Below are 21,585 nucleotides of genomic sequence, written 5' to 3'. Positions count from 1 at the left end.
AAAACTATGCTCTACGCCATTTTGGCCGCCGCTCTGGTGGTGCTGGACCAGCTGGTGAAATTCCTGGTCCGGGCCAACATCCCCCTGGGGGAGGGGGTCCCTTTTCTGCCCCACATCCTCCAGCTGACCTACTACCAGAACACCGGCGCGGCCTTCTCCATCTTTGAAGAACACACCTGGATTCTCACCCTGATCTCGACGGCTGCCTCCATCCTCATCATCGTGCTGATGGTCAGAAAAACCTTCAACCACCCCTTCGGCATGGTCTCCCTGGCCCTGGTGCTGGCGGGTGCGGTGGGCAACCTCATTGACCGGCTCTTCCTGGGCTATGTCACCGACATGTTCCAGACTCTGTTTATGAACTTCCCCATCTTCAATGTGGCGGATATCTGCATCGTGTGCGGCGGCATTGCCTTCTGTGTCTACTTCCTGCTGTTTTGCAAAGAGGAGGACAAGGCATGACCCCTCTGCATCTGACCGCCGACCGGGCGGGGGAGCGGGCCGACCAGTTTCTGGCCCGGATGCTGCCCGAGCTGACCCGCTCAGCGGCCCAGCGGCTGCTGGAGGAGGGAGCCGTCACCCTGAACGGCCTGCCGGTAAAGAAGAACTACAAGACCAATGCCGGGGACGAGCTGGTGCTGGCCCTGCCCGACCCCGCCCCCATCGACGTTCTGCCCCAGGATATCCCCCTGGACGTGATCTACGAGGACGACGACGTCATCGCCGTCAACAAGCCGGTGGGCCTGGTGGTCCACCCCGCCGCCGGGCATCCCGACGGCACTTTGGTCAACGCACTGTTATATCACTGCGGTAATTCACTTTCTGGAATCAACGGAGAACTGCGCCCCGGCATTGTGCACCGCATTGACCGGGACACCTCGGGGCTCATCATTGCCGCCAAGAACGACTTTGCCCACCTGTCTCTGGCGGAGCAGCTTCAGGACCACTCCCTGTACCGGGAATACGAGGCGGTGTGCGTGGGCAATTTAAAGGACAAATCGGGCACCGTGGACGCCCCCATCTTCCGCCACCCCACCGACCGGAAGAAGATGGCGGTGAACAAGCTCCAGGGCCGGCGGGCGGTGACCCACTGGTCGGTGCTGGAGCATTTGAACGGTTATACCCACATCCAGTGCCGCCTGGAGACCGGACGCACCCACCAGATCCGGGTCCACATGGCCTACATGGGCCACCCCCTGCTGGGAGACGTGGTCTACGGGTCCAAAAAGCCCTGGCCGGGGCTGGCGGGGCAGTGCCTCCACGCCCGGCGGCTGTCCTTTATCCACCCCCGTATCGGGGAACGGGTGACTCTGGAGTGCCCGCTGCCCCGCTGGTTTGAGGCGGTGTTGACAAGGCTGCGCTCCATGGGATAAACTTTATTGATAAAATCACTTTATTCAGAAGGGAGGCGGCTGCCATCGGAAAGTTTGACGGTGTTCTGCTGGTCAGCGATTTTGACGATACCCTCTATGGTGAGAATATGCAGGTGGCGCCCGCCAACCTGACCGCCCTGGAGTACTTTACCCGGGAGGGAGGCATCTTCACGGTGGCCACCGGACGGGCCCACCCCACCTTTGCCCCTCATGCCCACTGCGCCCCCATCAACGCGCCGGTGGTGCTGTCCAACGGCTCGGCCCTGTACGACTTTGACGAGGACCGGATGGTGTACGAGACCTTCCTGCCCCTGCGGGTGCAGGAGGACCTGCAGCAGGTGGCACGGGACATCCCGGAGATTGGCTTTGAAGCCTACCACCACGACGATATCTACGTCTACCAGCCCAACGAGGTCACCCACCGGCATCTGACCCGGGCTGGGGCCACTGCGTCGGAGGTTCCCATTGCCCAGATGCCTCTGCCCTGGAGCAAGGTTATTTTGCAGCAGCGCAACGAGGTATTGCTGGAGACCCAGCGGTATATGCTGGATCGGTGGGCAAAGCACTACGAGGTCATTTTCTCCAACGCCGTGCTGCTGGAGCTCACCCGGAAGGGGAGCAACAAGGGTGGCATGGTGGCCTATCTGGCCAACTATCTGGGCTTGGACCCCAAGAAGATCTACTGCGTGGGGGACAACCAGAACGACATCCCCATGCTGGCCATCTCGGCCATCCCCTTTGCCCCCTCCAACTGCGCCCAGGAGGTCAAGGACTGGGGGGCCCGCATCCTGTGCTCCTGCGAGGAGGGCTGCGTGGCCCAGATCGTGGAGATTCTGGACTCGATTTATTAAAACACCAAAAGGGACCGCACCCAAGAGGTGCGGTCCCTTTTTCTTTCTGACCTTCCCCCCAGAGGGGGGAAGGTGGGCCCCAGGGCCGGATGAGGGGGGCTTACCGGAGGAGCCCCTCATCAGTCTCGCTGCGCTCGCCAGCTTCCCCCCAGAGGGGGGAAGCCTCTTCTTACACATAACCCAGCAGGCCCCGGACGGATACTTCGCCGGAGGACAGGGCCTCCTCGCTGCCGTCGGCCCAGCGTACCACCAGGGCGAAGGTGTCGTCCACCCCCACCGCCGTGCCGATGCGCTCCTCCTGGCCCCGCAGCACCTTGATCTGACGGCCCACAGTGATGCAGTCCGCCCGGTACCGCTCCAGCCAGCTGTCCCATTGCCCGGGAAAGTCCCGGTCCAGCCTGTCCAACGCGTCCAGCAGGGCGGCGGCCATCTCCGCCCGCCTGGGGGCCTTTCCCAGCGCCTGGGCCAGAGAGATGGCCACGGGAGCCACCTCAGGACCGAAATCCTCCTCGGTTTGGCTGAGATTGACGCCGATACCCGCCACCACATAGCGCAGGGCGGCGGTCTCTCCCTCCAGCTCCAGCTCAGTGAGGATGCCGCACAGCTTGCGCCCCTCCAGAATCACGTCGTTGGGCCACTTGATGCCCGGTCGTAGGCCGCACACCTGCTCCACCGCGTCGCACACCGCCACCGCCGACCAGGCGGTGAGGGCGCTGACCTGCTCCAGAGGGCAGTCGGGCCGCAGCAGGGCGGACAGGTAGAGTCCCCCCGGCGGGGACACAAAGCTGCGGCCCCGGCGGCCCCGGCCTCCGGTCTGGGTGGCCGACACCACCACCAGCCCCTCGGGCGCCTGATCCACCGCCCGGCGCTTGACCTCGTTGTTGGTGGAGTCCACCGTGTCCAGGCACACCAGGTTGGAACCGATCTTCCGGCCCGGGTCCATCAGCTCCCCGGGAGAGAGGAGATCGGGGGAGTCCTCCAGAGCATAGCCCCGGCGGGGGGCGGAGGAGATCACATACCCCTCCTGCCGCAGGCCCTCCATGGCCTTCCACACCGCCGCCCGGCTTACCCCCAGCTTCTGACTCATGGCCTCCCCCGACAGGGGAGTGCCCTGCTGGGCCTTCAGCAGTGCCAGCACCTCGTCCCGCAGCATGGTCATCCATCCTCTCTGCTTTCAGCGGGCGGCCATAAAGGCCGCCCCTGCGTTTTTTCTATGGTATATTGTAGCCTGTCTCAGCTCTTTTTGTCAACCAATTTGATTTTATGGTTGACATTCTTTGTATTGTAAACTATAATCATTATCAAGTTTACAATTCGGAGGTACCACCATGAAAGTCAAGTCTCTGGTCCACGTCGCCGTGATGGCGGCTCTCATTACCCTGTGCGCCTGGATCACCATCCCCACGGTGGTGCCCTTTACCTTGCAGACCTTTGCCATTTTTGTGGCGGTAGGCATACTGGGGGGCAAGCTGGGCTCCCTGTCCGTGCTGGTCTACCTGCTGCTGGGGGCGGTGGGCCTGCCGGTGTTCTCCGGCTTTGCCGGCGGCATCGGTCGTTTTGCCGGGGTCACCGGCGGCTATCTTATGGGCTTTCTGCTCATCCCCCTGGTGATGTGGGGGGCTCAGGTCCTCTTTGGCAAGGGCCCGGTGGTCTTTGCGCTGTCCGGTATTGTAGGGCTGGCGGTGTGCTACGCCTTCGGCACCGCCTGGTTCGTGCTGATGTACGCCGCCACCAGCGGTCCCATTGGGGTGGTGTCTGCCCTGTGGACCTGCGTCATCCCCTTCCTGATCCCCGACGGCCTCAAGCTGGCTCTGGCGCTGGTTCTCAGCCGGCGTCTGGCCCCTGTGATGGCAAAGACCATGGCGTGACTCATATCCCATGCCCCTGTCCCATATAGTAGAGACAAGACTATGTGGGAAAGGGGCATTGTCATGCCGTATGAAAGTGAACGGGGCCGGCCGGAGGCGGCCCACCATCTGATCCTGGAGGACCGGGAGCGCCTGTCAGTGTCCGGGGTGGAGGAGGTGGAGAGCTTTGACGAAAATACCATCGTCATGCACACCTCCCAGGGTACCCTGATCATCCGGGGGGAGAACCTGCACATTGAAAAGCTGAGTCTGGACGGCGGGGACCTGAAGGTGGAGGGGGATGTGGACTCCCTGACCTACGAGGACGGCCGGGGGGATAAATCCGGCGGCTTCTTCGGCCGTCTGTTCCGCTGAGATGGAGATCTGGGTATGGGAGCAGGCCCTCTTTCTGCTGGGGGCGGTGGGCCTGGGAGCGGCGGCGGGGCTGGTATATGACCTGCTGCGCATCCTGCGGGTACGCCTGCCCCTCCCCCTCATCGGCGGGCTGCTGGACCTGGCATTTTGGCTGATGGTCACGGTATCCCTCTTCGTGTACACCACAGTGGCCGGCCGGGGAGAGGTGCGGGGCTATCTGCTGGCCGGGGTGCTGGCCGGCGGCGCAACTTATTTCTGGGCCCTGAGCCGGGGCTTTTTGTGGCTGGGCTACCGGCTGGCAGATTTTATTGGGGCGGTTTGGCACATCGTCACACTACCCCTTGTGGTGGTGGGGAAGGTCTGTAAAAAAATCGGAAAATCCGCAAAAAAAGCCTTCCATTATGAGCCGAAGTGGTATAAAATAAATGCAATATCCGATGAAACGGAAGATACCCTCCGGTCAGACCAGGCCGCCGACGGGGAAGGAGTCACCCATGAAACTCAAGAAAGCATCCCTTCTGACCAAACTCGTCATCCTGGCGCTGCTCATCGGCACGGCCACCGGCCTGCTGACCATGCGCGGTCAGCTTCAGGCCGCCCAGGCCGATCTGGCCGCCGCCCAAAAACAGGTGGAGGAGCAGAAGCAGGTCAACGCCGACCTGGCGGACGCCGTGGAAAACAGCGGCGATCCTGACCGGCAGGCTGACCTGGCCCGGGAGAAGCTGGGCCTGGTGGAACCGGGCGAATACGTCTTCCAGTTCACCGATTGAATTTTGAAAGAGAGGATTTTTCAGGCAAATGGAGTTTGGTGTTGGTACGATTGTGGAAGGAAAGGTCACAGGCATCACGAAGTTCGGCGCTTTCGTCTCGCTGCCCGAGGGCAAATCGGGGCTGGTGCATATCTCTGAGATCGCCTATTCCTATGTGAACGATGTAAAGGATCATCTGAAGGAAGGGCAGGAGGTCAAGGTCAAGGTCATCGGCATCGACGAGAACGGCCGTATCAACCTCTCCATTAAGAAGGCTATGGATCCGCCCCCCCGTCCCGTCGGTCACGGCGGTCAGGGCCGGCCCGGCGGACGTCCCGGCGGCTTCAACGGCGGTTTCCGGGGCAAGCCCGCTCCCGCCGAGCCCACCACCTTTGAGGACCGGCTGAAGCAGTTTATGGCCTCTTCCGACAGCAAGCTGTCCGAGCTGCGCCAGGCTGAGCGCCGCAGCTCCCGCCGCGGCGGCCGGAAGTAATTCCATCCGTACATCACAAAAGACCTGCTGCACCTGTGCAGCAGGTCTTTTTCTTATCCCCCCAGCACCTGCCACACCCCCAGGGCGATGAGGAGCAAGCCGGACAGCGGGAGGGCAAACCGGCCCAGCAGCCGCCCGGCCACCTTGTCGGCCAGTACCCGGCCCAGGGGCAGGGCGGCCAGGGTAAGTACGAAATTGGCCAGAGAGGCCAAGCCTGGGCCTACGCCGGAGGCGCCGGCGGCCACACCCACCCCGGCGTTGTTCACCGCCAGGGCGGCGGCCAGAGCCACCCAGCCCAGCAGGCTTTTCCCGGCGGCGGGAGTATCCTCCTGTCCGGGATCGCCCAGGCCCCGCAGCCAGTCCAGCACAAACCACAGCCCGATCCCCGCCAGCACCAGGCCCCCCAGGGCTCCGGCAAAGCTGCGGCCCAGAGTGGCAGCAGCTCCCTCGCCCAGCACCAGGGACAGCCAGGTGATGAGGGTGGTCAGCACCCCGATGACCAGGGTATGAGCAGGGGAGGGGCGCACCCCCCGCACAGCCCAGCCCATGGCCAGGATGACCGTATCAAAATTACAGGCGGCGGCAAACAGGACCGCCGCCGCCAGCATGGAAAACCACTCCATGGAGCACCTCCTGTTCCGCCCATTCTATTCGGGGTACGAATCAGTGGTGCATGGGGTGGTTTTTTGCGGGGTGCTGTGCTATACTGAGTTTTAAGCGAATCACGAGGAGGTCTGTCATGGACAGTAAGGAAGTATTTCTTCAGATCTACCGGGACAACATCCACCGGGAGGGCTCCGACGCTCTGCTGGACTATCTGGAACACAAGAGCGACTTTTTCACCTCTCCCGCCTCGGCCCGATTCCACGGCTCCTACCCCGGCGGTCTGTGCGAGCACAGCGTCAACGTCTACCGCTGCCTGGAGGCCTACCTGGAGCGGGAACGGGTGCGGGAGCTGTACGGCCTGGACTACGCCCCGGAGACGGTTGCCCTGGTCTCCCTCCTCCATGACGTATGCAAGATCGGCTGCTACCGGGGCGGCACCCGCAATGTAAAGGGCCCCGACGGCAAGTGGCAGAGCGTGCCCACCTTCTTCTACGAAGATACTCTGCCCTACGGCCACGGGGAGAAGAGCGTGTACATCCTTTCCGGCTTTTTGCGCCTCACCCGGGAGGAGGCCATGGCCATCCGCTGGCACATGGGCTTCTCCGGCGATGAGGACAAGCGGCTGGTGGGTCAGGCCTTCCAGCAGTACCCTCTGGCCTTCGCCCTCAGCGTGGCGGACATGGAGGCCACCTATTTTCTGGAGAAAGACGAGGCGTAATCATTTTGGCAAAGCGAGAAAACGATTTAGGACGGGACCCGGTAGGCAAGCTGCTGCTGCGGCTGGCCATTCCCACCGTCACCGCCCAGCTGGTCAATGCTCTTTACAACATTGTGGACCGGATGTACATCGGTCATATTGAAGGGGTGGGGGATCTGGCCCTCACCGGTCTGGGGGTCTGCTTCCCGGTGCTGATGTTCGTCTCCGCCATCTCCGCCCTGGTGGGCATGGGCGGCGGCTCCCGGGCAGTGGTACGGATGGGCGAAGGAAAAGTGGAACAGGCCAACGCCATCCTGGGCGGCTGCTTTACCCTGCTGGTGGTGCTCAGCCTGGTGGTCACTACAGTCTTTCAGCTGATCAAACAGCCCATGCTTCTCCTCTTCGGCGCTACTCAGGAGACCATTGGCTATGCAGTGGAATATCTTTCTATCTATCTGTGGGGCACCATTGCGGTGGAGCTCTCCCTGGGCCTCAACTTCTTTATTACCGCCCAGGGCTTTTCCACCATCGGCATGGCCACCGTGCTCATCGGCGCTGTGATCAACATTGTACTGGACCCCATTTTTATTTTCGGGTTTGGAATGGGCGTACAGGGCGCCGCCCTGGCTACCATTACCGCACAGATCGTCTCCGCCGTCTGGGTGGTGCGCTTCCTGTCGGGCAGCCGCACCAAGCTGAGACTGCAAAAGCGCTTCTTCCGTTTGAACTTTAAGGTGCTGGCCCCTGTGCTGGCCCTTGGAATCTCCCCCTTCATCATGCAGTCCACCGAAAGTCTGGTCAATATCGCCTTTAACTCCTCCCTGAAGGCCTATGGCGGCACCCCTGCCGTGGGCGCCATGACCATCTGCTCCAGCATTATGCAGGTGTTTTATCTGCTCTTCCAGGGCCTGAGCCAGGGCGCACAGCCCATCATCGGCTTCAACTACGGCGCAGGCAACCTGGACCGCGTCAAAAAGACCTTCCGCCTGCTCATTACCTGCGCCCTGACCTTCAGCTGCACCGCCTGTCTCGCCATTGAACTGTTCCCCGGCGTTTTTGTGGCCATGTTCAACGACAAGCCGGAGCTGGTATCCATCGCCGTCTGGTCTCTGCGGATCTACGCCGCCGGTATGTTCATGCTGGGCATTCAAAACGCCTGTCAGCAGACCTTTGTGGCCCTGGGGCAGGCCAAAGTCTCTCTTTTCCTGGCTCTGCTGCGTAAGGTGATCCTGCTCATCCCTCTGATTTTTATCCTGCCCCTCCTGTTCCAGGACAAGGTAATGGCAGTCTTTCTCTCTGAGCCTGCCGCCGACATCCTGGCCGCTATCACCACCGGGTCGATTTTCCTGTGGCGGTTTCCCCGTATCCTGGCCCGCCGGCAGGAGGAGTTGGAGCACAAACACGCCTGAACCCAAACAAAAAAGGAGGTATCGCCAAGGCGATACCTCCTTTTTTCGTTAATCTTCTTCGTTGGTCTGGAGCTGGCCCGCCTCCCGCAGGGTGCGGCGCAGGCGGCTGAGCGTCACCTGGGTCATGCCCAGGAAGGAGGCCACGTGCTTGCCGCTGACATGGCGGTGCAGGTCCGGATAGGCCCGCAGAAACCACTGATAGCGCTCCATGGCGTCATACTGGTACATGGCGGCCTTCACCTCCCAGTGGCGCTTGAGGGCATCCAGCAGAAAACCGCTGTACAGGCGGTAGAGCTGGGGGTGTTCCTCCAGCAGTTCCAGCACCAGGCTCATGGGCAGCTCCAGCACCAGGCTGTCGGTAAGGGCCTCAATGTTGATGGTGGCCGGCTCCCCCAGAGCAATGCAGGCGGTAGCGGGAGATCCCGGCTCAAAGGCAAAGCAGTCGGTGATATCCCGGCCGCCAGCGTCCAGGAAGTAGCCCCGCAGCAGCCCCTGGACCAAAAAGGTCAGCTTTGCCGGAACCTCGCCCTCCCGGTAGAGCAGGTGGCCCTTTTTCACACTCCGCAGCTCGCTCCACTCCGTGAGCCGCTGGATGAGAGCCTGGTCCGACAGTCCAAACAGGTGATGGTATAACTCCGGCAGATCCATCTCTCATCCCCCCAGTACAAAATATGAGTACTTTATTTTATCATATTTTGCGTGGTTTCTACATTATCCTAGGTTAAATTCCATAAAATTGTTGTCCAAATAAAGGCAGGTGCCGTGTCATACCCGAGGGGTCAGTCCAGCCAGGCGGCAAAGAATGGCTGCCGTCTCCGCCCGGCTGATATTGGTATCACCGTGGAAGTTTCCATTGCTGTCTCCCTCCACGATGCCGGCCCGGTACCACAGGTAGACCACGGGGCCGTAGGGATCGGTCTCGTGTACGTCGGGTACCTCACCGTTGAACACCACTTTGATGACCTGCTTCTCCTCCTGGGGCACCGCCCGGTCCAGCAGGTCCACCATCTGGAAGCGGGTGGCCTTGTTCAGCATGGTGGACAGGGGCACCTCGCTGGTGGTAAACAGGCCCTGATCCACGCAGTAGTTGTAGGCGCCCAGGTACCATACGCCGTCAGAGGCGGGAACGCTCTCCCCCTGGCGATCGGCATGGAGCCGGGCGGTAAGGGTGACCACCTCGGCCACGGTGAGGGTGCCGTTGGGGCTGAACTTGTCGCCGCCGGTACCCTTCATCAGGCCGGCCTGGGCGGCCTTCGCTACATAGTCGGCGTACCACTGGCCGGCGGGCACGTCGCGGAAGGAGATGCTGCCGCTCTCACCGCCGCCGGGCAGAGCCACGCCGTCCATCAGCTTGGTCAGGGTATCCACCCGGTCTACTCCGGGAATCCCCAGGTCGCCGCTGATGTTGGGCCCGCACACCCACAAAGAGCCGTCCTTCTTCAGGAACAGCACGCCGTAGTCATCGCTGTGCGACACGGCATACACGTCCTTGGCCACCACCACGGGGGTGGACTGACACGTCACTTCGTCGTAGGGATTACCCAGGCTGGTGTAGTTTCCGCCGGCACGGTTGAGCTGGTTATTTTCGTTGCGGCCCCAGCCGTAGAGGGTTCCGTCACTGGTGATGGCGTAGGCGGTGCTGCCGGCGCTGGCATACACCACGTCGTCCATGACCTTGTAGGGAGTGTCGTACCAATAGCTGTTGCCCTGCTGTTCGCCATAGTCTCCGCCGTTGCCGATCTGGCCGCAGGAGCTGTCTCCCCAGGTCCACAGGGAACCGTCGTTCTTAATGACCATGGTGTTCTGCCAGCCCAGGTCAAAGGCGGCCACGTCGTTCATGATGTGGGTGAGGGGAATCAGCTGGTTGCCAAAAACATAGTCCTGGGCGTTTAGGTTGGACAGGTTGCTGATGCCGCAGGACCACAGGGTGCCGTCCTCCTTCAGGGCCATCCAGCCCCAGCCGGTACACTGGGCCTGCTTCACATTGTCCATCAGCTTTACCGCCTCGTACACCGAGGTCATGTCCTGCCGGCTGTTGTCGCCGGTGATGCAGCTCATATCTCCCCAGCCCCACAGGGTACCGTCGGTCTTGAGGGCCACATAGCACAGGTAGTTGCCGTCAAAATAGGACACATCGTCCATCACCTTGATAGGCTGGCTCTGTTTGCCCTGGTCCCTGTAATTTCCGGAGATGGCGCTCGCATTGCCCCACATCCACAGGGAATGGTCCTTTTTGACGCACCAGAAGTTCCCAACGGACAGGCAGTCGTCCATCACCTTGACAGGGGTGTCCTGGTAACGGTTTCCGTACTGGTCCTCCTGATTGTACTTGCCCAGGTCGGCCGCCGAGGCGCTCCACATCCACACAGAGCCGTCGGTCTTAAGGGCGGCCTCGGAGTCAATGGTGGGGGCGGCCAGCATCCGCTCCACGCCCACTGAGTGGGCATCGCCGGGGTCGGGGGTAGGCTCCGGGTCGGGGGTGGGGTCGGGATCAGGCTGCTGCCCGCCGCTTTCCCCAACGGGATAGGAGTGGATCCCGGAGCCGTCCAGTACATAAAACACGGGCGTGGAATCGAAGGTGGAGTACCACACCACCTTGCCGTCCCAGCTGATGGGATGGCAGCGGGACAGCCGCACGCCGTCGGCGGTCTTAATGTCGGAGACGGTGCCGTCGGCGGAATAGGCGGCATACTGAACGCTTTCTTTATTGTAATAGTAGCCGTTATCCCATTTTTCAGCCAGCTGCCACAGGATGTAGCCGCCCTCCGGACCGGTGGGGACCAGCACAGGCTGGGAGCCGTACAGGTCGGAGCCGCTGGGCCAGGAGGTGATCTGGCGCACGGTGGTGCCGCTGGGGGAAATATCGTCCTTGCTGGTATAGCTCAGGAAGATGTTCATGGGGTCTTGTCCGATGGTGGAGGCCGAGCCCTTGCCGGTGCTGCTGTAGGCCGCCAGGTAGCCGGAGGCGGTCTCCGCCAGGTCGGTCACATTGGCGCCGGTGGTATTCTCGCCCACCCTGCCGGACCATGTGGTCAGGTTGAAGGTCTTGCAGCCGTTGGCGAAGGTGTCGCTCCCCGCCTTGTTGTCGTAAAGGGACAGGCAGGCCCCTCTGGGGTAGGCGTCGCCGTGGTCCAGGGCCACCAGACGGCCCTGGCTGTCCACCAGGATGAACTGGTTGAAGGAGTGGGACACATAGCCCTTGTTGGCCACCACGTCGTGATAGCCGTCGGTGATGGTCATATCGGACTGGCGCACCGAGAAGGTCAGGTTGGCCTGGTGGTTCAACCCGCCGCCCGACCGGTACATCTCATGGCTGGTGCGCACATAGAGGTAGCCGTTGTACTCGTCGCACCGCAGGCTGCCGGCGTCAAAGGGGATGGTGGTGTTGGCCCCCCGCAGGCTGGCCTGGCCCAGGCGGTTGAAGTCCTTGTCGTACTTCACCACCCGGATGACCTCGGCGTTGTCGTCCTCACTGGGGTTCTCCTGGCCGAAGATCAGGAAGTTGTAGTCCTCACCGGCATAGAAGCCGCCCCACAGGTCCAGCTCCATCTCCAGATCCACCGAGGAGATCAGCCGGAAGCTGCTGTCGTAGGTCTCAGCCACCAGCCTGGGATAGGCGCTCCACTTGATGAAATTTCCCTGGGCATCGACGATTTTGACACCCTTGAAATTTTCCACCCGCACCAGGTTGTCGCCGTCCTGGTACAGGTAGGCGTCAATGGGCACCGCCCAGTTGCCGTTGTAGGTACCGCCGGCAATGTTGGATCTCAGGGGCGTCAGCTCCGCGGCCCAGGCCGCCGGCAGCATGGAGATGACCATAGCCAGAACACACAGACAGGAAAGCAGTCGTAAAGATCGTTTTTTCATCGGGCATTCTCCTTCTCTTGATTTGGGATGTTGCAGGGGCTTTGTCTGTTAGTGTTCTGAACCGGCAGACTGGTTTTAAGGCCGGACAAATTTTTTAACTTTTTTCCAACGACCGCGTCCCGGTCATTATGCGTTTACGGTGACCTGGAAGGACACGTTGTCGGTAAAAGTCAGCACGCCCTCCTGACTATCCACGCGCAAGGTGACTACGCCGCTGATGGTGGCTGTGCCCGGGGCGTTGGCAGTGAGCTGACAGATTGTGGGCTCCTGGTTGCCCACCGTCACCACCGACGGATCGCTGCTGCTCCATGCGGTAGAGGCAATGGTAAAGTTGGTATACAGGGAATAGGAAGAAAATCCGTGATACCGGCTCTGCCCCACATTGAGGGTGATGCCGTCCAACTGGTAGTCCCAGGGCACTTCATCCTTGGCCTGCACCGTAATGGTATAGTGGACGTCGGGTTCCCGGGGGCTGACAGCCGTCAGCACCACCGTGCCGGGGGACAGGATGGTAAACCAGCCGGAACTGTCAATGGGCGCCACACTGGGATTGGAAGAGCTGTAGCTCAACCCCGCCGGCAGACCGGCGTCAGAGGGGTTCAGATTTCCCCACTGTCCTCCAAAGCTGTAGCCGCGCCCCAGCTCAGCGCTCATGCTCCGGTTCTCCACCACCGGGGTGGGCGTAGGTGTGGAGGTTGGCCTGGGCGTGGCCGTGGGCCTTGGAGTAGCGGCAGGCGTGGGAGAGGGCGACGGGGTAGGGCTGGGGGTGGCGGATGGGGTGGCTGTGGGCGTGGGACTGGGCGTGGCTGTGGGCGTGACCGAGGGAGTAGGACTGGGGGTGGCCGACGGCGTGGCTGTGGCGTCAGGGGAGGGCACAGCAGAGGGGGACGGGGTGGGGGAGACCACAGCCATCACCGGAACGCTGGGCTGAGGCTCCTGCTGGGGCCGGGTGGCCAGAAACACGCCGCCCCCCGTGGCAACAGCCCCCGCCACCAGCAGGATGGCCAGCTTGCTGCCCAGGGTCAGACCGCCGCCGGCCGTGGAGGCGGTGGTGGCAGCGGCAGTTGCGGCGGAAACCCCCGCGGCAGAGCCCGCCGCTGCCGCCGCGGTGAGGCCCAGGGCCCCCTTGACGGCCAGCAGCCCCCGCTCCATGGCCTGCTGGTCCACCGCCAGATTCTGCTCCTGGAGCAGCAGAGCCAGGAAGAGCAGGCCCGGGTTGAGGGCATGGAGCCGCACCCCGTCCCGCTGCTCCCGCTGAAGGATCAGTTTCTCCAGCGCCTTACGGGCATAGTTCAGGCGGCTCTTTACCGTGCCCTCGGCGCATTCCAGAATAGACGCAATGTGTTTAACAGGGCACTGGTCATAGTAGTAGAGCATGACGGCGGTGCGCTGCTCATCGGGGAGTTGGTCCACCAGCTCTCCCAAAATCAGGCCCGTGTCCCGCTCACACAGGGTATCCTCCGGCGAGGACACAGGCGGGCCGGAATCCAGAAGGTCAAACATAGCCTCCTCCTCCAGAGCGAACTCACGGGAGTCGGTCAGCATCTTCCGCTGATGGAGGGCCAGCCGGACCGCAATACCGCCGATCCAGGACCGCAGAGCCTCCGGGTCCTTCAGCTTGTCGATGGAGCGGAACACGGTGATAAACACATCCTGTACTACCTGCTCAGCCTGATCAGCCTGCCCCAGGATCTTCATGGCCTGGAGATAGACCATGCGGTAACAGGCCTGATACAGTTGGGTGAAGACTTCCTCATCCCCCGCCCGAAGCCGGGCTACCGCCTCGGTGTTGGACAGATCGGACAAAAGCTGCATATGACTTCCTCCCTTTGGAACGTTTCTGTCTGTTGGTGCCGGAAGAGACTCCGCCGGTTTTATCCTCACGGAAATTTTACCTCAGTTTTACTCCATTGTACCACCATTTTTTCTTGCTTGAAATATCTGACTGGTACAAAAAGACAAAGCGGGGCGCACCCTGAAAAGGCGCGTCCCGCTCAGTTTGTTCAGTCACATTACCTCAACCACATATTTTTTCAGCAGTTCTATGGGGTGGTAGGCCTGCTTGGCCCGCCGCAGGCCCGGGTCCCCCATATCCTCTTCCCGGTTAATATAGGTCACGTTTTCCCCTGCGTAGGCTGCGGCAAATTGATTGACCAGCATCTGATAGGCGCCCTTGCAGCTTCGGTCCGCCTTCTCGATGTGGGTGAACAGGGTGTCGTTGACGATCTCTCCCAGGGAGAAGCCCACGATGGACCCGTCGGCGGTAAGCACGCCCCCCACCATGCCGTACCGGTCCAGGTTTTGCAGCACCTCCAGGACCCGGCGGTTTTCCTCCCGCTCCGTGTCCCCGGCGCCCGCGCCGGACAGATAGGTCTGGGTGAAAAAGGCCTCCACCGCCCCCAGGTTTCCGGCGGTCAGGGGTTCAAAGGACCACCCCTCCACGCCCCGCTTAAACTGGCTGATCTGATTGCGCTGGCCACTGTACCGCTTGCCCGCCAGCCGGGCCAGATCGGAGGCCTGATACAGGTAGTCGGCGAAATCGGTCTGCTCGCTGACGGTACACCCCGGACAGATGGCCTGAATTTCCTCCAGATCACACTCCGGGACGGTGCAGAACCGCAGCGGGCCGCCCGCCGTCAGCTGCTTGAGTTCCTCGATGCCGGCGGCCATATCGCCCCCCAGGGGGAGATTGTAGTATACCTGGCCGTCCTGGTCGTGGAGGCGGGAATAAAAGATCCCTCCGTCCATGGCATACTCCATTTTATAGTAATTCCGCCACATGAACATTCCGCCCACGGTAAAGTCGCAGGTCCTGGATCTCATCTGCCGGAAACAGGGCTGAACAAGGGGGACCTCGTTCAGTGTCAGTTGCTTGAATTGCATAGAGTCTCGTTCTCCGTAATCTTTTAAGATGAAGGGCCGCCCGGCTTGAAACGGCGGAGACCGGCGTCTCCACGGTATCATACCCTTTTTTGTCCTTTTTCTTCCATAAGACGGCCCATTTTTCGCTCTGACGCCCCTCTATTATCTACCAACCCGCTCTACATTACAAGTCCCTTTCCTGCCTGGGCAGAAATATCTGTGGGCCCCCTTCATATACTCCGCCAGTGGAGGAACGCGTGGAATGGCCCATCCAGGCAGGACAGCAAACGCCCATACAGACAAAAAGGCGGCATAGGTCAGTGCCCGTAAACGGGCTGACCTATGCCGCCTTTTTTCATTTTATTCGCACTTTTCCAAAGGATACTTACAGGACTTCTTCCTCGGCGGATGTTTCCAGCGCCTTCTTTAAGGTCTTGTCCGGGATAACAAAGCGGTTCATGACGTAGTATGCCAGCGCAGACGTTACGATGCCCAGCATGGCGCCATAAAGCGGAATCAGAAGATTGGTGGCAATGCCCACCGCAATACCAACAACAGACGCCACAGAAATCTTTGTCTCAATTTTATCTGCCGTCATTTTATACTTGCGCTTGAACCCATAATAGTCTGCAATCAGCACGCCAATGACAGGGCAGAAAATAAAGCCGGTAAAGTCTACCCAAAGCATAAAAGAGGAGTACAGATCCACCAGCGTAAAAACAGTGGAGATACAAAATGGGAACAGCAGGATCACTGCCTTGTTTTTGATGGGAAGCAGGGACGTAAAGCCCAACGAGGTGCTGTAAAACGACTCGGAGTTTGTTGTCCATGTCAGCAGCAGCACAAGAACGGCGGAAAGGCTGGTGAGTCCCAACGCATTAAAGATATTGGGAACATCTCCATATCCTGTGGCCAGCGATGTGATGGCTCCCACGCCATAGACGATTGGCGCACACAAAACAAACGCCAGAGCGATTGCGACGGCGGAATCCTTTCTGGACCGTGCAAAGCGGTGCGTATTGGGGCTGTTGATGACCGCACCAATCCAGGAAAAAAAGATTCCATTTACGACAAAAAAGAACGATTTGGGGTCAGTGGGTTCTTTGGTAATGACGGAGGCAATGCCATGCAGCCGTTCCACCTGAAACAGCGCAATGACAAATATGACAAGGATCAGCGGCACCGCAAGTTTTGAAATGATGCTCAGCCCGTCAAAGCCGGTCCACACCGTTACAATAAACAGCAGGTTGATTAAAATGCCGGCAATGGCAAAGCCAACAGGAGTGGCCAAAAAAGGAATATAAAAGGAGAGCAGTTCAATCACCAGTATGGTTCCGATGCCGGCCCAGCCCAGCCGAACAAGCAGCTGCAAAACGATAATGAATTTTCCTCCCACCTGGCCAAAGCTGTACTTTACCAACTCAAATACGCCCAGGCCGGTATCCGCTCCGATGCCGGCGACCGGTATCGTAACCAGTGTCAAAAGTACATTGCCCAGCAGAATCGCCCAAAACGCCTGGCTCAACGGAAGGAATGTACCCACTTTTCCGCCGTAGACCACCTTGGATACGGCAAAAATCATGCCCGCCATAATAACAAAGATGCTTACCCAGCTCTTTCTTCCATCCGCTCGAATGGAGTCTGTGCCATATGTGCTGGATTGGTTGGATTTGCTCATTGTTCAATCCCTCCTTACGCGGCAATCAATATCTATGGACAACAGTTCTCAAACCAAACAGCCATTCAATCCAGTTTTCTTAATCACGCAGATCGGGCAAATTGGTGATGTCATTGGGAGCAAATACCTCTATATCACCATCGGGAGAAATCTCGACCCGCATACGGTCGTAAGCCATGCACAAAGGCCCGTCATAGCAGGCTTTTACGCGCTCTACAATGCGATTGTCCCCCTCGATGCCAGAGTAACCCATTTTGCTTACATGGGACAGTACGGTCATTCCGGGCTTTGTTTTGTTGGCAATGTCAGCGACTTGTTCCGGTGTGGTTTGTCTCGACATGATCATGGCGGTCCAAGGGGAATGTTTCAGCCGTTCCTCGTCCACGACATTTACATTGGTCACCAGGACATCACAATCTTTTCCGTATGTAATAATATTTTCGTGATAGGTGGTGTCTCCGGTAAGGGTCACTACCCGCCCTCTATGCTCCAGGCGAAAGCCAAACGCAGGATAGTTGGGGACATGGATGACTTCAAACGCAGTGATCTTTACCTCTCCATCATCATAAATAACACCCGTTTTTTCAAATTCCTGGACGTACATGGGCAGATATTCTTTTTTTGCAAAGCTGGTGGGACGCATTTTGCAGTCCTCTGCAAACATTTGGACAATTCCATCTGTCATGGGCTTTGTTTTTGGGGGACCCCAAATATGCAGATTGGGCCGTGCGATCAAGAACCACGGCGCCATCCACAGATTGGGCAGGCCCTCCGTGTGGTCGCTGTGCAGATGGGTAAGAAATACTTTGTCTACTTTCTCAAGGGGAATACCGCACTCGTAGATTCTTTGTCCCACCCCTCTGCCGGCGTCAAAAAGGAAATGAGAATCGCCGACTTTTACCAGTGTAGCAGGCCCGAAACGATTTGCCTGATAGGACGGGCCGCCTGTGCCCAGCAAATAGATCGTAATTGGATTCGGCTTTGCTGCAACATCCGTTTTCATGGTAGAACTCCTTTCACAATAGAGCGGCAGTGGTTTGATGTCCGCTCCAGGAAATGTGTACGCCAGAAAGGGTTGCCGGTAATGGTCCTGCCCGCCTGCGCGTTTGTGCGGCCGCACCTTTCAAGCCGGAAACAGGCCCATATTGACGAAAAGCCCCCCTTTTTGTTGGCTCATTATATCACTTGTAGTCCTTTTTGAAAAATACTATAATATGATGAACATCATATATAAAATGCGATGAAAGGAATCTGAACATGACACTCAGGCAATTGCGAATTTTCTTGGAGGTGTGCAGCACAGGTAAGATCACCCAAGCGGCAGAGAATCTCTATTTGCCCCAATCCGTGGTAAGCCTGGCTGTTTCTGAGTTGGAAGAATATTATGGCGTAAAGCTGTTTGACCGTATTGCGAGGCGTATTCACATCACGCCTCAGGGAGAGCGGCTTCGAGAGTACGCAAGCCGTATTATTGCGTTGAGCGACGAGTCTGTACAAAGCTTGCGCGACAGCAGTGCCGGCGGTATTCTGCGGGTAGGAGGAAGCATTGCCGTAGGTGCAATTTTGCTGCCTAAACTGGTGGCCGCTTTCGGCAAAATCTCTCCAAAAAACAAAGTGGTTGTACAAATCAACACATCGGAAAACATTGTGCAGGCCATTGTGAAAAATCAACTGGATATTGGGATCGTGGAGCAAAACGCAGATCACAGCCAGATCTTCACAAAGACGATTTATGAAGACGATATGGTGTTTGTCTGTACACCACAGCACCCCTTCGCCAAACGAAAAAATGTTTCCATCGATGAGCTTATGGCACAGCCGTTGCTGTTGAGAGACCAGAGCAGTGCTTCCCGGTATTTATTGGACTCTCATTTTAATGCACTTTCCGACAATGCGCCTATCATCCCCCAGTGGGAAAGCATCAGCAACACAGCGCTGTCTTCGGCTGTCAAGCAAAACCTCGGAATCACATATGTGCCCAGACATCTGGTGTATGAATCACTGCGGGATGGTACGCTTTGCGAATTTCCGGTAGACGGCATCCATGACAAACGAACCTTTACTCTGATTTATCATAAAGATAAGTTTTTATCCCCAGCCCATACTTCTTTTATCGAACACTGTATCAACTATGTACGGGAAATGTCTGATTCCATTTAACTGAACCTTTCATAAAGAGGTGCCGGTGCTGCCGATAGGGCATATACCACCGGTTTCACCGCATCCACACAGGCATGATATATCCCACGCCTGCATACACTCCACCAGTGAAAGAAACGGGGAGTGTTGCTGCTTGAAAGGGAACATCGAGGAACGCGCCTGCCGGCTGGCGCTTTACATCATAGAGAACCGTGCCACGGTGCGGGCCGCCGCCCGGCAGTTCGGCATCAGCAAATCCACCGTACATAAGGATCTCAGCGAACGCCTGCCCTCCTTCAACCGGCCCCTGTACCTTCAGGTAAAGGGGGTGCTGGAGGAGAACAAGGCCGAGCGCCACATCCGGGGGGGCATCGCCACCCGGCGGAAGTACAAAGGCATTTAAGCAAAAACCGGCGGGCCGCTGACGCAGCCCGCCGGTTCAGACAGTCAAAAAAGTGGCTGCGGCCACTTTTTTGACTGTCTGCTAAACTTTTGAGGCCTTCCATAAGTCCTCAAAAGTTGTTTGATTGCACGCGAAAGGGAACCCTGACGGTTCCCTCAGCGTGTCGAGAAAGCTCGACACGCTTCTCAAAAATGCAAGCATTTTTTCGAGGGGATGCAGCCCGCTGCGTCGCACACGCAAAGCGCGCACGCTTGCGGGCTGAGAAGTGTTTTTTCCAAGGCTCATGTCCTTGGAAAAAACAGCTTCTGACTCTGTTTTGCCGCCTGCGGGCGGCAAAACTCTGCCGAGGGCTTTTCCGCGGTGCAAGAACTTATTTCTCTCTTGTATCAGTTCTGCCTTTTTTGACAGTCTGTCCCTTTCACACTATCCTTCCCTCCGAAACCTTTGGCCAGGGGGCTTTTTCGACAGTCTAAACCGGCGGGCTGCTGACGCAGCCCGCCGGTTTACTCTCTTTGATTACTTGGCGTAATCCACCACTTTGGTCTCCCGGATCATATTCACCTTGATCTGGCCGGGGTATTCCAGCTCTTCCTCGATCTTCTTGGCAATGTCCCGGGCCAGCAGCACCATCTGGTCCTCGCTGACCTTGTCGGGCGCCACCATGATGCGGACCTCCCGGCCCGCCTGGATGGCGTAGGACTTCTCCACACCGGGGAAGGAGGAGGTGACCTCCTCCAGCTTCTCCAGACGCTTGATGTAGTTCTCCAGGTTCTCCCGCCGGGCGCCGGGCCGGGCAGCGGAGATGGCGTCGGCCGCCTGAACCAGGCAGGCCACCACCGTCTGGGGCTCCACATCGTTGTGGTGGGCCTGGATGGCGTGGATCACGTTCTCGCTCTCCCGGTACTTCCGGGCCAATTCCACGCCGATCTGGACGTGGGAGCCCTCCACCTCGTGGTCGATGGCCTTGCCCAGGTCATGGAGCAGACCGGCACGCTTGGCCTCGGTGACGTCGGCGCCGATCTCGGCGGCCAGCAGGCCCGCCAGATGGCACACCTCGATGGAGTGGTTGAGCACGTTCTGGCCGTAGCTGGTGCGGTAGCGCATCCGGCCCAGCAGCTTGATGAGCTCGGGGTGCAGACCGTGGACGTTGGTCTCGAAGACCGCGCGCTCGCCCTCGGCCTTGATGGTGGCGTCCACCTCCCGCTTGGCCTTCTCCACCATCTCCTCGATACGGGTGGGGTGGATGCGGCCGTCCTGGATCAGCTTCTCCAGCGCCAGCCGGGCAATCTCCCGGCGGACAGGATCGAAGCAGGAGACGGTGATCACCTCGGGGGTGTCGTCGATGTTCAGGTCCACGCCGGTCAGGGTCTCCAGCGTGCGGATGTTGCGGCCCTCGCGGCCGATGATGCGGCCCTTCATCTCATCGTTGGGCAGGGGTACCACAGAGACGGTGGCTTCCGCCACATGGTCCGCGGCGCAGCGCTGGATGGCCAGGGACAGGATCTCCTTGGCACGCTGGTCGGCCTCCTCCTTGAACTGGGCCTCGATCTCCCGCACCTTCATGGCCGACTCGTGAGTCACTTCCTCGGCCAGCTGGCTGATCAGGTAATCCTTGGCCTCCTCCGCGGTGAAGCCGGAAATGCGCTCCAGCACTTCCATCTGGGTCTTTTTGACGGTGGCCACCTCTTCCCGGGCCTCTTCCAGCTCGGCCAGCTTGCGCTGCAGGGTGTCCTCCTTCTTCTCGATGTTCTCGGTCTTGCGGTCCAGGTTCTCTTCTTTCTGCTGCAAGCGCCGTTCCTGCTTCTGCAGGTCGGCCCGGCGCTCTTTTACTTCCCGTTCGTACTCGTTGCGGGCCTGGAGGATCTCCTCCTTGGCCTCCACCAGGGCCTCGCGCTTCTTGCTCTCGGCGCTCTTGATGGACTCGTTGATGATGCGCTTGGCCTCCTCCTCCGCGCTGGATATCTCCTTCTCCGCCACGCGGCGGCGGTACTGGATGCCGAGCACAAAAAACACCACAGCCGCGACCACGAACGCGATGACGGCTGCTAATATAATAGGCAACATGAGCCGGGTTCACACCTCCATCTGTTTGGATTTTTCGTTCAATCGTTTTGTTCAATTCCCATGTGGGCGGCGGGCACGGATTTGTCCGACCCGCACAAAAATTTGAAGAGCGTACCCCTTGCCCTTCAAAAAATGCACCGAAACTATTTTAAGGCTGTCCGCCTCTTCTGTC

At 59.2% G+C, this 21,585-nt stretch carries 20 protein-coding genes and 1 pseudogene; 12 read left to right on the top strand and 9 right to left on the bottom strand.

What is annotated here, in order from left to right; translation table 11 throughout:
• Positions 1-6 precede the first annotated feature (6 nt).
• Genes lspA through WHJ28_RS10900 form a run of 3 tightly spaced genes read left to right on the top strand, consistent with a single transcriptional unit; the run spans position 7 to position 2,224 of the window.
• On the top strand, positions 7-462 hold the full coding sequence (gene lspA, locus WHJ28_RS10910; protein ID WP_340042149.1) for a signal peptidase II: 456 nt from the start codon (positions 7-9) through the stop codon (positions 460-462).
• Positions 459-1,373: an RluA family pseudouridine synthase gene (locus WHJ28_RS10905; protein WP_340042148.1), complete on the top strand. Its 915-nt coding sequence runs from the start codon at positions 459-461 to the stop codon at positions 1,371-1,373. Before lspA ends, WHJ28_RS10905 begins: the two co-directional genes overlap by 4 nt.
• The gene (locus WHJ28_RS10900; RefSeq protein WP_340042183.1) at positions 1,370-2,224 is read left to right on the top strand and encodes an HAD-IIB family hydrolase; all 855 of its coding nucleotides are present in this window, start codon (positions 1,370-1,372) and stop codon (positions 2,222-2,224) included. Before WHJ28_RS10905 ends, WHJ28_RS10900 begins: the two co-directional genes overlap by 4 nt.
• 169 nt (positions 2,225-2,393) lie before the next feature.
• Here the strand turns inward: WHJ28_RS10900 and WHJ28_RS10895 are convergent, their stop codons facing one another.
• Positions 2,394-3,377 carry a biotin--[acetyl-CoA-carboxylase] ligase gene (locus tag WHJ28_RS10895; RefSeq protein WP_340042147.1) on the bottom strand — a complete coding sequence of 328 codons (984 nt, stop codon included), beginning with the start codon at positions 3,375-3,377 and terminating at the stop codon, positions 2,394-2,396.
• Positions 3,378-3,552: 175 nt separating this feature from the next.
• Between WHJ28_RS10895 and WHJ28_RS10890 the strand changes: the two genes are divergently transcribed.
• From WHJ28_RS10890 to WHJ28_RS10875, 5 genes and pseudogenes are all read left to right on the top strand, one after another.
• Positions 3,553-4,092, top strand: coding sequence for a biotin transporter BioY (locus tag WHJ28_RS10890; protein WP_340042146.1), 540 nt, complete (start codon positions 3,553-3,555; stop codon positions 4,090-4,092).
• Positions 4,093-4,155: 63 nt separating this feature from the next.
• Positions 4,156-4,446 carry a sporulation protein YabP gene (gene yabP, locus WHJ28_RS10885; RefSeq protein WP_340042145.1) on the top strand — a complete coding sequence of 97 codons (291 nt, stop codon included), beginning with the start codon at positions 4,156-4,158 and terminating at the stop codon, positions 4,444-4,446.
• A gap of 1 nt (position 4,447) precedes the next feature.
• Positions 4,448-4,705, top strand: a pseudogene (gene yabQ / locus WHJ28_RS16530) (spore cortex biosynthesis protein YabQ); the annotation flags it as partial.
• Positions 4,706-4,940: 235 nt separating this feature from the next.
• The gene (locus tag WHJ28_RS10880) at positions 4,941-5,216 is read left to right on the top strand and encodes a septum formation initiator family protein (RefSeq protein WP_340042144.1); all 276 of its coding nucleotides are present in this window, start codon (positions 4,941-4,943) and stop codon (positions 5,214-5,216) included.
• A 28-nt stretch (positions 5,217-5,244) separates the two neighbouring features.
• Positions 5,245-5,688, top strand: coding sequence for a S1 RNA-binding domain-containing protein (locus tag WHJ28_RS10875; RefSeq protein ID WP_340042143.1), 444 nt, complete (start codon positions 5,245-5,247; stop codon positions 5,686-5,688).
• Positions 5,689-5,741: 53 nt separating this feature from the next.
• Here WHJ28_RS10875 and WHJ28_RS10870 read toward each other — a convergent pair whose 3' ends face one another.
• On the bottom strand, positions 5,742-6,311 hold the full coding sequence (locus WHJ28_RS10870) for an MntP/YtaF family protein (protein WP_340042142.1): 570 nt from the start codon (positions 6,309-6,311) through the stop codon (positions 5,742-5,744).
• A 116-nt stretch (positions 6,312-6,427) separates the two neighbouring features.
• Between WHJ28_RS10870 and WHJ28_RS10865 the strand changes: the two genes are divergently transcribed.
• Positions 6,428-7,012 (top strand): hydrolase, encoded by a 585-nt coding sequence (locus tag WHJ28_RS10865; RefSeq protein ID WP_340042141.1) that lies wholly within the window; start codon positions 6,428-6,430, stop codon positions 7,010-7,012.
• 5 nt (positions 7,013-7,017) lie between these two features.
• Entirely contained in the window at positions 7,018-8,400 is a 1,383-nt protein-coding gene (locus WHJ28_RS10860; RefSeq protein WP_340042140.1) for an MATE family efflux transporter, read from the top strand.
• 48 nt (positions 8,401-8,448) lie between these two features.
• Here the strand turns inward: WHJ28_RS10860 and WHJ28_RS10855 are convergent, their stop codons facing one another.
• The 6 genes from WHJ28_RS10855 to WHJ28_RS10830 all read right to left on the bottom strand — a co-directional run bounded on the left by WHJ28_RS10855 (position 8,449) and on the right by WHJ28_RS10830 (position 17,810).
• Complete coding sequence (locus tag WHJ28_RS10855; RefSeq protein WP_340042139.1) at positions 8,449-9,048, bottom strand: Crp/Fnr family transcriptional regulator; 600 nt, start codon at positions 9,046-9,048, stop codon at positions 8,449-8,451.
• 117 nt (positions 9,049-9,165) lie between these two features.
• Positions 9,166-12,267, bottom strand: a complete 3,102-nt coding sequence (locus WHJ28_RS10850) for an S-layer homology domain-containing protein (protein ID WP_340042138.1) — start codon at positions 12,265-12,267, stop codon at positions 9,166-9,168.
• A gap of 126 nt (positions 12,268-12,393) precedes the next feature.
• Positions 12,394-14,082, bottom strand: coding sequence for a sigma-70 family RNA polymerase sigma factor (locus WHJ28_RS10845; protein WP_340042137.1), 1,689 nt, complete (start codon positions 14,080-14,082; stop codon positions 12,394-12,396).
• Positions 14,083-14,274: 192 nt separating this feature from the next.
• Positions 14,275-15,150 (bottom strand): DUF2156 domain-containing protein, encoded by an 876-nt coding sequence (locus WHJ28_RS10840; RefSeq protein ID WP_340042136.1) that lies wholly within the window; start codon positions 15,148-15,150, stop codon positions 14,275-14,277.
• A 364-nt stretch (positions 15,151-15,514) separates the two neighbouring features.
• Entirely contained in the window at positions 15,515-16,807 is a 1,293-nt protein-coding gene (locus WHJ28_RS10835) for a cytosine permease (protein WP_340042135.1), read from the bottom strand.
• Between the two features lie 79 nt (positions 16,808-16,886).
• Positions 16,887-17,810, bottom strand: coding sequence for an MBL fold metallo-hydrolase (locus tag WHJ28_RS10830; RefSeq protein WP_340042134.1), 924 nt, complete (start codon positions 17,808-17,810; stop codon positions 16,887-16,889).
• Between the two features lie 254 nt (positions 17,811-18,064).
• Here WHJ28_RS10830 and WHJ28_RS10825 point away from each other — a divergent pair, with 254 nt between their 5' ends.
• Positions 18,065-18,967, top strand: coding sequence for a LysR family transcriptional regulator (locus tag WHJ28_RS10825; protein ID WP_340042133.1), 903 nt, complete (start codon positions 18,065-18,067; stop codon positions 18,965-18,967).
• A gap of 133 nt (positions 18,968-19,100) precedes the next feature.
• Entirely contained in the window at positions 19,101-19,349 is a 249-nt protein-coding gene (gene spoIIID / locus WHJ28_RS10820; protein ID WP_087267768.1) for a sporulation transcriptional regulator SpoIIID, read from the top strand.
• A 516-nt stretch (positions 19,350-19,865) separates the two neighbouring features.
• Here spoIIID and rny read toward each other — a convergent pair.
• Positions 19,866-21,413, bottom strand: coding sequence for a ribonuclease Y (gene rny, locus WHJ28_RS10815; protein ID WP_340042132.1), 1,548 nt, complete (start codon positions 21,411-21,413; stop codon positions 19,866-19,868).
• Positions 21,414-21,585: the final 172 nt, after the last annotated feature.

The sequence above is a fragment of the Flavonifractor porci genome (assembly GCF_037572415.1).
Taxonomy (GTDB): domain Bacteria; phylum Bacillota; class Clostridia; order Oscillospirales; family Oscillospiraceae; genus Flavonifractor; species Flavonifractor porci.
Note: the sequence above shows the minus strand (reverse complement) of the source record. Positions and strands in the feature narration are given on the sequence as shown.

Coding starts and splice junctions, on each gene's coding strand:
- WHJ28_RS10840 (WP_340042136.1), bottom strand. CDS start 15,150: ATGCAATTCAAGCAACTGACACTGAACGAGGTCCCCCTTGTTCAGCCC.
- WHJ28_RS10825 (WP_340042133.1), top strand. CDS start 18,065: ATGACACTCAGGCAATTGCGAATTTTCTTGGAGGTGTGCAGCACAGGT.
- WHJ28_RS10835 (WP_340042135.1), bottom strand. CDS start 16,807: ATGAGCAAATCCAACCAATCCAGCACATATGGCACAGACTCCATTCGA.
- WHJ28_RS10830 (WP_340042134.1), bottom strand. CDS start 17,810: ATGAAAACGGATGTTGCAGCAAAGCCGAATCCAATTACGATCTATTTG.
- WHJ28_RS10865 (WP_340042141.1), top strand. CDS start 6,428: ATGGACAGTAAGGAAGTATTTCTTCAGATCTACCGGGACAACATCCAC.
- WHJ28_RS10880 (WP_340042144.1), top strand. CDS start 4,941: ATGAAACTCAAGAAAGCATCCCTTCTGACCAAACTCGTCATCCTGGCG.
- WHJ28_RS10890 (WP_340042146.1), top strand. CDS start 3,553: ATGAAAGTCAAGTCTCTGGTCCACGTCGCCGTGATGGCGGCTCTCATT.
- WHJ28_RS10895 (WP_340042147.1), bottom strand. CDS start 3,377: ATGCTGCGGGACGAGGTGCTGGCACTGCTGAAGGCCCAGCAGGGCACT.
- WHJ28_RS10845 (WP_340042137.1), bottom strand. CDS start 14,082: ATGCAGCTTTTGTCCGATCTGTCCAACACCGAGGCGGTAGCCCGGCTT.
- WHJ28_RS10855 (WP_340042139.1), bottom strand. CDS start 9,048: ATGGATCTGCCGGAGTTATACCATCACCTGTTTGGACTGTCGGACCAG.
- WHJ28_RS10905 (WP_340042148.1), top strand. CDS start 459: ATGACCCCTCTGCATCTGACCGCCGACCGGGCGGGGGAGCGGGCCGAC.
- WHJ28_RS10850 (WP_340042138.1), bottom strand. CDS start 12,267: ATGAAAAAACGATCTTTACGACTGCTTTCCTGTCTGTGTGTTCTGGCT.
- yabP (WP_340042145.1), top strand. CDS start 4,156: ATGCCGTATGAAAGTGAACGGGGCCGGCCGGAGGCGGCCCACCATCTG.
- WHJ28_RS10870 (WP_340042142.1), bottom strand. CDS start 6,311: ATGGAGTGGTTTTCCATGCTGGCGGCGGCGGTCCTGTTTGCCGCCGCC.
- rny (WP_340042132.1), bottom strand. CDS start 21,413: ATGTTGCCTATTATATTAGCAGCCGTCATCGCGTTCGTGGTCGCGGCT.
- WHJ28_RS10875 (WP_340042143.1), top strand. CDS start 5,245: ATGGAGTTTGGTGTTGGTACGATTGTGGAAGGAAAGGTCACAGGCATC.
- lspA (WP_340042149.1), top strand. CDS start 7: ATGCTCTACGCCATTTTGGCCGCCGCTCTGGTGGTGCTGGACCAGCTG.